This is a genomic window from Streptomyces sp. AF1A (assembly GCF_047340315.1).
GTDB lineage: Bacteria > Actinomycetota > Actinomycetes > Streptomycetales > Streptomycetaceae > Streptomyces.
The window spans coordinates 21,119-28,628 of the sequence record NZ_JBLEBI010000078.1; the positions used below are offsets into that span (position 1 = coordinate 21,119).

4 protein-coding genes and 1 pseudogene are annotated in these 7,510 nt (G+C 70.7%); 2 read left to right on the plus strand and 3 right to left on the minus strand.

The window, feature by feature from the left end:
* Nucleotides 1-37 precede the first annotated feature (37 nt).
* Together ACLU3S_RS21025 and ACLU3S_RS21030 are read left to right on the plus strand one after the other, a co-directional pair.
* The gene (locus tag ACLU3S_RS21025; protein ID WP_413953457.1) at nt 38-2,239 is read left to right on the plus strand and encodes an elongation factor G-like protein EF-G2; all 2,202 of its coding nucleotides are present in this window, start codon (nt 38-40) and stop codon (nt 2,237-2,239) included.
* Nucleotides 2,240-2,542: 303 nt separating this feature from the next.
* Complete coding sequence (locus ACLU3S_RS21030; RefSeq protein WP_413953458.1) at nt 2,543-4,189, plus strand: hypothetical protein; 1,647 nt, start codon at nt 2,543-2,545, stop codon at nt 4,187-4,189.
* A gap of 37 nt (nt 4,190-4,226) precedes the next feature.
* Here the strand turns inward: ACLU3S_RS21030 and ACLU3S_RS21035 are convergent, their stop codons facing one another.
* From ACLU3S_RS21035 to ACLU3S_RS21045, 3 genes and pseudogenes are all read right to left on the minus strand, one after another.
* Nucleotides 4,227-4,784, minus strand: a complete 558-nt coding sequence (locus ACLU3S_RS21035) for an HIT family protein (protein WP_413953459.1) — start codon at nt 4,782-4,784, stop codon at nt 4,227-4,229.
* 72 nt (nt 4,785-4,856) lie between these two features.
* Nucleotides 4,857-6,833: a threonine--tRNA ligase gene (gene thrS, locus ACLU3S_RS21040; RefSeq protein ID WP_413953460.1), complete on the minus strand. Its 1,977-nt coding sequence runs from the start codon at nt 6,831-6,833 to the stop codon at nt 4,857-4,859.
* A gap of 113 nt (nt 6,834-6,946) precedes the next feature.
* Nucleotides 6,947-7,510, minus strand: a pseudogene (locus tag ACLU3S_RS21045) (hypothetical protein); the annotation flags it as partial.

Consider the following 7,510-nt stretch of genomic DNA (forward strand, 5'->3'; position numbering starts at 1 on the left):
CGCCCCGATGACCTCACCGTGCACGGGAGGCAGGACCATGGGCGACAAGACACAGACGCACCACCCCGGAGCCGCCGGCAGGGCTCTGGAGGCCGACCAGCCCGCGTCCGTACGGAACGTGGTTCTGGTCGGCCACTCCGGTTCGGGCAAGACGACTCTGGTGGAGGCCCTCGCACTGACCGCGGGGGCGGTGAACCGGGCGGGCCGCGTGGAGGACGGCGGCACCGTCTCCGACTACGACGAGATCGAGCACCGGCAGCAACGCTCCGTCCAGCTGTCCCTGGTGCCGGTCGAATGGGACGGCATCAAGATCAACCTCCTCGACACCCCGGGATACGCGGACTTCGTCGGGGAGCTGCGGGCCGGTCTGCGCGCGGCGGACGCGGCCCTGTTCGTCGTCTCGGCCTCGGACGGGGTGGACGGCTCGACCAGGATGGTGTGGGAGGAGTGCGCCGCCGTCGGCATGCCCCGCGCGATCGTGATCACGCATCTGGAGGCCGCGCGCGCGGACTTCGAGGAGATGACCCGCACCTGCGCGCAGGCCTTCGGCGGCGACGACCCCGACGCGGTGCTTCCGCTGTACCTGCCGCTGCGCGGGCCGGAGGGCCCCGACGGGCACGCGCCCATGACCGGTCTCGTCGGGCTGCTGACGCAGAAGCTGTTCGACTACTCGACCGGGGAGCGCAAGGAGTCCGAGCCCGGCGAGGACCAGCTGCCGGACATGGAGGAGGCCCGCAACCGGCTCATCGAGGGGATCATCGCCGAGAGCGAGGACGAGACCCTCATGGACCGCTATCTCGGCGGCGAGCAGGTCGACATCAAGACGCTGATCCAGGACCTGGAGCGGGCCGTGGCGCGCGGCAGCTTCTTCCCCGTCCTGGCGGCCGCCCCCGCCGCCGACGGCGGCAGGCAGGGCCTCGGCACGGTGGAGCTGCTGGAACTGATCACCGGCGGGTTCCCGACCCCGTTCGAGCATCCGATGCCCGGGGTCACCACGATCGACGGCAAGCCGCGCGAGCTGAAGCCGTGCGACACCGAAGGCCCGCTGGTCGCCGAGGTCGTCAAGACGTCCTCCGACCCCTACGTGGGCCGCATCTCGCTGGTCCGGGTCTTCTCCGGCACGTTGCGCCCCGACCAGACGGTGCACGTCTCCGGTCACGGCCTGGCCGACCGGGGCCACGAGGACCACGACGTCGACGAGAAGGTCGGCGCCCTGTCCATGTCCTTCGGCAAGCAGCAGCGGCCGGTCACGCACGCCGTCGCCGGTGACCTGGTGTGCGTGGCCAAGCTGAGCCGGGCCGAGACCGGGGACACGCTGTCGGCGAAGGACGACCCGCTCCTGATGGAGCCCTGGCAGATGCCCGACCCGCTGCTGCCGCTCGCCATCCAGGCGCACAGCAAGGCGGATGAGGACAAGCTCTCCCAGGGTCTGTCCCGGCTGGTCGCGGAGGACCCGACGATGCGCCTGGAGCAGAGCCAGGACACCCACCAGGTGGTCCTGTGGTGCCTGGGCGAGGCCCACGCGGACGTCGCCCTGGAGCGGCTGCGCAGCCGCTACGGTGTCCAGGTCGACGTCGTCCCGCACAAGGTCTCCCTGCGGGAGACGTTCGCGACCAGGGCCACCGGGCGCGGCCGGCACGTGAAGCAGTCCGGCGGGCACGGGCAGTACGCCATCTGCGAGATCGAGGTGGAGCCGCTGCCCGGCGGCTCGGGCATCGAGTTCGTGGACAAGGTCGTCGGCGGCGCGGTGCCCCGGCAGTTCATCCCGTCCGTGGAGAAGGGCGTGCGGGCGCAGGCCGCCAAGGGGGTGGCCGCCGGGTACCCGCTCGTGGACGTGCGGGTCACGCTGGTCGACGGCAAGGCGCACTCGGTGGACTCCTCCGACGCCGCCTTCCAGACCGCGGGCGCGCTCGCGCTGCGCGAGGCGGCGGCGGACGCGAAGATCCATCTGCTGGAGCCGGTCGCCGAGGTCGGCGTGCTCGTCGGCGACGAGTACGTGGGCGCCGTGATGAGCGATCTGTCGAGCCGGCGCGGCCGGCTGCTCGGCACCGAGCAGGTGGGCTCCGGACGGACTCTGATCCGGGCCGAGGTGCCCGAGTTCGAGATCGGCCGGTACGCCGTCGACCTGCGCTCGCTGTCGCACGGCACGGCCCGCTTCGACCGGGCCTACGCCCGGCACGAGCCGATGCCGCCGCAGATCGCCGAGCGGATCCGCGAACAGGCCGGGGACGACTCCTAGTTCCGGGGACCGGGGGCGGGCGGCTTCGGCCGTCCGCCCCCGGGCTGAACAGGTCCCGGTGGCCGGACAGAACAGCCAGAAGACAGTCCAGCAGGACGTCAGTCAGTGGCAGAGTCACAACCACCGGAACCTGAGTATCAGGATCAATGTCGGTGGCGGCGGATACGCTGATCACCTGATCACGTCGTGCCGCAGCCGTCCGGTATCGGCACGACGGCCGGACCAACCGCGCTCCAACAGGTGTGCGGAGCAGGGAAGTCGGGAAGGCCGCAGGAGCGACACCGGCGGCGATGGGGGGCGGGAATGTCGTTCGGAACGGAGTGGGACGGGCCCCAGGTGCCCGTCGTGGGCGACGGCGGGCAGGCGGCGACCTCAGCGCTGGCGTCCGCGGCGTACCGGGACAGCCCGATGGAGGAGATCAAGAAGGCGGACAACGAGTGGCACCAGTCCACCGTCAAGCCGGGCAAGATCGCCCTGTTCCGGCCCAACCTCGGTGAGGCGTTCGCACGGGCCGTCGTGGACCGCATGATCGCCCCCGACCGCAAGCCGCTGATCCAGTCCTTCGGCTCCGAGCCCCAGTTCGTCGTGGAGCACTGCATGGCGGCGAACAACATCCGCCGTGAGCGCGACAACCGCCTGACCGCCGTGACGGTCCTGTGCGGTGTGCTCTTCCTGCCGGGGCTCCTCGGGTGGCTGCTCGTCTTCCAGTTGCGCACGTTCGCCGCGTCGCGGGACGACAAGCGGGCCGGGGCGCTGGCCACCGCACTGCTCCTCGGGGTCGGCGTGCTCGCCGCGCTGTTCCTGATCAAGATGCCGTTCACCGGCTTCTGGGCGTGGTACGCGCGCGCGGCCGTCGTGCTGCCCGTGATCGGGTGGTTCTGGGCCAAGCAGATCTGCGAGCGCACCGCGGTCGATCTGCGGGCCCGCTGGGACGGCCTGCTCTCGGGCACCAGCGTCGGGGCCAAGGTCCCGGAGGCGGTGCCGCGCGGGCCGGGAGAGACCGCGGCCGAGCAGCTGCGCCAGTCGCTGGCCCGGCTCAGCGCCGAGCAGCAGTCGAACTCGGTCTTCTACGCCGGCCCCAAGGGCATACTCGGCATGGGCACCCGCTGGGGCGCCTGGCAGCTCGCCGAGGATCTGGTGCCCGCCGACCCCACCCGGGAGATCCACCCCTTCCGCAGCTGGGACGTGATCCGCGCGATCCACGACCAGCTCGGGCTGCTGGAGCGGGGCCCGCTGAACACCGGCGGCTTCCCCAAGCCGTCGATACGGCACTGGATCGTCACGCCGATCGGCGAGAAGGCCACGGCGGTGACCCGGCCCGAGGGCACCGACGTCGAGGCCTTCCAGGTCAAGCCGCACGCCATACAGGAGATCTGCAACAAGCAGCAGTTCGGCAGCGGCGACCGGCACTACCTGGGCGTGCAGTGGTCGCTGTGGGACGGGCAGCTGGTCATCACCATGCTGATCACGGTGACCGTGCTGCACGAGACGCTGCGCATCGAGGTCACCGGGCATGCGCTGGGACCGGTGAACCCGCTGTTCACCACCAAGCCGGAGGCGCCGACCAAGGAGGTCGGCAAGTCCCTCAAGCCCTGGGAGACCCGCACGGTCAAGCTGCCCCTGGTCGTCACCGACGAGGTGGTACGGCTCGCCGCGCGCGCCCCGCTGACCTGGTACCCGCCGCTGCTCAACTGGCTGGGCGGCTCGCTGGTCCTGCCGGAGCCGTTCGGCCTGCGGCACGCGTGGGCCGACCAGCCGTGGCGGCACCGCTTCATGGCCGACGACGCGCTGCGCGCGGCCACGCCGGTGCTGCGGGTGGTGCACTCGGCCGCGATCAGGGTGCTGCAGGAGAACGGCGTGGACACGGAGAAGTTCGGCACCCGCTCGTCGTTCCTCAGCGGCCAGGTGCAGGATCCGACTCCGAAGAAGGCGGACCTGTACGACGCGTGACGGGCACCCCGGGCGGACGGGCGCCCGCACGGCTCCGTCAGGCGGTCCAGGCCTCCGCCAGCATCTTCCTGGTGTCGGCGAGCAGCTGCGGCAGCACCTTCGTGTGGCCCACCACGGGCATGAAGTTCGTGTCGCCGCCCCAGCGCGGCACGATGTGCTGGTGCAGGTGTGCGGCGATGCCGGCGCCCGCCACAGTGCCCTGGTTCATGCCGATGTTGAAGCCGTGGGCACCGGACGCGATGCGCAGCGCGGTCATCGCCTGCTTGGTCAGCTCCGCCAGTTCGGCGGTCTCCGGCCCGGTCAGATCGGTGTAGTCGGCCACGTGCCGGTAGGGCACGGTCATGAGGTGGCCGCCGTTGTACGGGTAGAGGTTGAGCACGGCGTAGACGTGCTCGCCGCGCCGGACGATCAGTCCGTCCTCGTCGGACTTGGCCGGGATCGAGCAGAAGGGGCAGCCGTCGTCGGCCCCCGGGCCGCTCGGCTTGTTCTCGCCCTGGATGTAGGCCATCCGGTGGGGCGTCCACAGGCGCTGGAACGCGTCCTGCGTCCCCACTCCGATCTGCTGCTCCGGCTCACTCGTCATGCTAGGCAGCATATGGCTTGGGGCCCCCGTACAGGGCAGGGCCCCCGGCGAGAGGGACTCGCCGGGGGCCCTGCCGGCCGTCGCTCAGACCTGGGCCCGCTCCTCCACGACCTTCGCGATCTTCGCGATGGCCTCGTCGAACGGGATGCCGTTCTCCTGCGAGCCGTCGCGGTAGCGGAACGACACCGTGCCCGCGTTCATGTCCTCGTCACCGACGATGATCATGAACGGCACCTTCTGCTTCTGGGCCGTGCGAATCTTCTTCTGCATGCGGTCCGAGGACGAGTCCACCTCGACCCGCAGGCCCTTCTTCTTCGCCGCGGCCGCGAACTTCTGCAGGTACTCCACGTGCGCGTCGCCCACCGGGATCCCCACCGCCTGCACCGGTGCCAGCCACGCCGGGAAGGCGCCCGCGTAGTGCTCCAGGAGCACGGCGAAGAACCGCTCGATGGAGCCGAACAGCGCGCGGTGGATCATGACCGGGCGCTGCTTGGAGCCGTCGGGGCCCGTGTACTCCAGGTTGAACCGCTCGGGCAGGTTGAAGTCGAGCTGGATGGTCGACATCTGCCAGGTCCGGCCGATGGCGTCCTTGGTCTGGACGGAGATCTTCGGGCCGTAGAAGGCGGCACCGCCCGGGTCGGGCACGAGGGGCAGGCCCTGCTTCTCGGCGACCTGGCGCAGCGTCTCGGTCGCCTCCTCCCAGGCCTCGTCGGAGCCGACGAACTTCTCCGGGTCCTTGGTGGACAGCTCCAGGTAGAAGTCGGTCAGGCCGTAGTCGCGCAGCAGCCCCAGGACGAAGGTGAGCGTCTTGTCCAGCTCCTCGGACATCTGCTCACGGGTGCAGTAGATGTGCGCGTCGTCCTGCGTGAAGCCGCGGGCGCGGGTCAGGCCGTGCACGACGCCCGACTTCTCGTACCGGTACACGGTCCCGAACTCGAAGAGGCGCAGTGGCAGTTCGCGGTAGGAACGGCCGCGCGCGTCGAAGATCAGGTTGTGCATCGGGCAGTTCATGGGCTTGAGGTAGTAGTCCACACCCTCGTCGAGCTGCATGGGCGGGTACATGCCCTCGGCGTACCAGTCCAGGTGGCCGGACGTCTCGAAGAGCTTCCCCTTCGTCGCGTGCGGGGTGTAGACGAACTCGTAGCCCTCCTCCTCGTGCCGGCGGCGCGAGTAGTCCTCCATCACGCGGCGGACGATGCCGCCCTTGGGGTGGAAGACGGCGAGGCCGGAGCCGATCTGCTCCGGGATGGAGAACAGGTCCAGCTCGGTGCCGAGCTTGCGGTGGTCGCGCTTCTCGGCCTCGGCGAGGAAGTCGAGGTACCCCTTCAGCTCGTCCTTGGACGGCCAGGCGGTGCCGTAGATGCGCTGCAGCATGGGGTTCTTCTCGCTGCCGCGCCAGTAGGCGGCCGCGTTGCGCATCAGCTTGAACGCCGGGATGAGGCGGGTCGAGGGCAGGTGGGGACCGCGGCAGAGGTCCTTCCAGCACAGCTCGCCGGTCTTGGCGTCCAGGTTGTCGTAGATCGTCAGCTCGCCGGCGCCGACCTCGACGTCCGCGCCGTCGTCGTGCGACGCCGAGCCCTTGAGGCCGATCAGCTCCAGCTTGTACGGCTCGTCCGCCAGCTCCGCGCGGGCGGCCTCGTCGGTGACGACGCGGCGGGAGAACTTCTGCCCGCGCTTCTGGATCTCCTGCATCTTCTTCTCGATGGCCTTGAGATCCTCGGGCGTGAACGGCTTCTCGACGTCGAAGTCGTAGTAGAAGCCGTCCTTGACGGGCGGGCCGATGCCCAGCTTGGCCTCGGGGAACAGTTCCTGCACGGCCTGCGCCATGACGTGCGCGGTGGAGTGGCGCAGGATGTTCAGGCCGTCCTCGGACGAGATCTCGACGCCCTCGACCTCGTCACCGTCGGCAAGCTCGTACGCGAGGTCCTTCAGCTCGCCGGCCACGCGCGCGGCGACGATCGAGCGCTCGCCCGCGAAGAGGTCGGCGGCCGTAGTGCCCGTCGTCACCACGCGCTCTTCCCGCTCGGAATCGCGTTGGATGATCACACGGACGTCTGACACCGGTCTCTCCTGACTGAAGGTGGGTGCGGCGCCATACCAGGAGCGCGCGCACAGGCGATCGTACCGACCCGACGGCGCCGACCGCGAAACGGTCACCCTCAGTCCTCGTCCCCCTACGCTTCCCCGCGCGCCTCCTCGAAGAAGTCGAGGTTCTCCTGGAGCGACTTCATCAGCCGGTCCCGCTCGCCCTCGTCCACCTGCACGGGTACGACGCCGGAGGCGCCGGTGAGCCGCCGGAAGCCGCCCCGCCGTTCCAGCCGCCCGTGCACGCGCACCGGGAGTCCGACGAGGTGTGCGTGGCCTGCGATGCGGTAGTCCTCCTCGTCGAGGGTGACGCGTACGTACGGGACCTCGGCGCCCGCGAGGACCCGCAGGCGCACGGTGCCCTCGCCGCCGGGTCCGGAGCGGCGCATGCGGACCACGGCGCCGGTGACGCGTACCGGCACGGAGGGCTCCTCGCGCAGATAGCGGGCGGCGGCCTCGCGCAGCACGGGGAGGTCGCCGGGTGAGAACTCGACGGGTTCGGCGGACGCGGCACAGCCCTCGGGGACGCCCGCGCCGGGCGCCCAGGCGACGGCGACCCGGGCTCCCTCGGTGCCGCGCACGAGCACGCCGAGCGCCTCGGTCAGCTCGCGGCTGACGCCGGCCTCGACCGCGCCGTCGAAGGCGTCCATGGC

Bases quoted from the DNA above. Each gene is read 5' to 3' on its own strand.
- ACLU3S_RS21035 (WP_413953459.1), bottom strand. From the start codon at position 4,784: ATGCTGCCTAGCATGACGAGTGAGCCGGAGCAGCAGATCGGAGTGGGG.
- ACLU3S_RS21025 (WP_413953457.1), top strand. From the start codon at position 38: ATGGGCGACAAGACACAGACGCACCACCCCGGAGCCGCCGGCAGGGCT.
- ACLU3S_RS21030 (WP_413953458.1), top strand. From the start codon at position 2,543: ATGTCGTTCGGAACGGAGTGGGACGGGCCCCAGGTGCCCGTCGTGGGC.